The following is a 1,484-nucleotide window of genomic DNA, read 5'->3' as shown; positions in this document are numbered from 1 at the left end:
TGTTATTCACCAATTAAAATGTCTATGCGATAAACCATTTAAAATGTCCTGTTTTTAACCACAAGAGTCAAGCACAGGATTTAACTTTCTTTGTTCAATAACAGCTTTCTGAGCTTTACGACTCGGCATACTTTTCTTGAGACGGGAACGTTTATTCTGTTTTTCCAACTCTTCATGCTGTTGCTGAATATGTGCCAGAACTGTACCTAACCGTTTATTCTCAACGATCTCATTCTGCTGTAGCCCAGCTAATTTATTGAAAATGCTGTAGTTGAGCTTTCGTCCCTCGTGCATGAGGGCCACAGTCCCATCCGGGTACTCCAGAAATGAAATATATTGCCCAACAAGCTTATGATTCAGCTCTGTCGGTTCAAGCAGATAAATACATTTGTCATAGGTCAGGGTCAGATTCTTGGTGACCTTACGCGGTTCCTGCCAGGTAAAAATATCATCCAGTTCAAGATGAGATTCGGTTAATGGCCGATGTAAATTCTTTGAGTTTCGCGCACACTTGGCAAACTTCTGATTGAAATGCTCAATAAAGCAGGGCAGCCAGGCATTTGCCTCGGCAATTGAACAGATACCTTCTAGGCGCATTTCCTTGATCAGGCGATCCTGGAGTGTTCTATTGGCACGTTCCACACGGCCTTTGGCCTGGGGTGAGTTGGCGAAGATAATACCAATATTTAACTCATTCAGAATCCGCCCAAATTGCGTGATCTGGCTATCTTGGCTCGATTTCTGATTCACTCGGAATACCGAGTGTTTATCGCTATAAAACGCTAAAGGCTTGCCGTATTGCTCAATGTAGGCTCGGGTTGAAAGCATATAATCAAAGGTCGTTTCAGCCTCACAAAAGCGCAGATGCAACAGCTTTCCAGTGGCGTCATCGATATAAACCAGCAAGCAGCATTTGGAAGCTCGACCTTCAAACCAGTCATGATATGAGCCATCGATCTGGATCAGCTCACCGAAGCAATCACGGTTGTATCGAGGCTGATATGGACGTTTCAGGCGCTTGGATCGAGGAATCCAGAGGTCATTTGCAGTCATCCAGCGACGAACCGTTTCTACCGGGATATGCAGGCCAAACATGCTGCTGAGCTTCTCATGAGCCAATGTAGGACCAAAGCCAAGTAAATGTTCAGAAATAATGGAAAGACATTCTGATTTTAACAGGACGTCATGGCGACGATGACCCGGTTGACCACGACTGGCATGTGCCATACCTGAGACACCATCTTGATTGAGCTTCTGCAATAACCGGGTAATTTGACGGGTGGAAAGATTCAGGATTTCAGCAGCACGGACCTGGGTAATACGATGATCTCTAACGTCTTGCAGAACTGCAAGACGTTGAATTTCTTTATCAGACATAGTGATCAGCATCCATATTTTATATCCAGTCCATGGTGATAAAAACCATCATAAACCAGACATTTTTATTGGTGAGAATATAGACACTTTAAATGGGTTCTAACAAG

At 43.9% G+C, this 1,484-nt stretch carries 1 protein-coding gene; it reads right to left on the bottom strand.

Annotation, left to right across the window (positions count from 1 at the left end):
- Positions 1-54: 54 nt before the first annotated feature.
- A complete protein-coding gene (locus AC1IR0_RS15585; protein WP_479741562.1) occupies positions 55-1,389 on the bottom strand; it encodes an ISNCY-like element ISAba32 family transposase in 1,335 nt (444 codons plus the stop codon).
- Between the last annotated feature and the right edge of the window lie 95 nt (positions 1,390-1,484).

It is taken from the genome of Acinetobacter sp. 129952 (assembly GCF_056642055.1).
The sequence above is the reverse complement of the archived record's forward strand: the minus strand, read 5'-3'. Positions and strand labels throughout refer to the sequence as shown.